We start from the raw sequence: 341 nt of genomic DNA, 5'->3' as shown, positions 1-341 counted from the left end.
TAGCCTCGATCTTTCTTCCTGCTGACGTGTCGGCCTGAACCCCTCGAGATTGTGGCTGTCACCGCGATCTCGGCGATCGGGCAGGATGAAGTCGCCGATGTCGATCGGTCGGGCGCTCGGTTCCACGGTCCGAGGCGGTTTCTTTCGGGTCGAATGGGCGGGTGAATTCTGGTCAGGCAGGTGCGGGCAGCGCCGCCAACCGGGCCAGTGCTGCGACGATCAACGTCGACCATGTCGCATTCTTCGACAGGCGCAGGTGCTTGCGGCGAGAATGACCGGCGATACGTCCGGCGACCGAGAACACCCGCAGGCGAATGCGTTTCGGTTCCCACCGCCGGGCG

At 64.5% G+C, this 341-nt stretch carries 1 protein-coding gene; it reads right to left on the bottom strand.

Annotated features, from left to right (window positions below; translation table 11 throughout):
- Positions 1-172: 172 nt before the first annotated feature.
- On the bottom strand, positions 173-341 hold a 169-nt coding region (locus tag BJI47_RS23575), incomplete at its 5' end, for a transposase (RefSeq protein WP_176224608.1).

This window comes from Rhodococcus sp. 1168, assembly GCF_002091955.1.
Lineage (GTDB): Bacteria > Actinomycetota > Actinomycetes > Mycobacteriales > Mycobacteriaceae > Rhodococcoides.
This window is presented reverse-complemented; position numbering and strand designations above follow the sequence as displayed.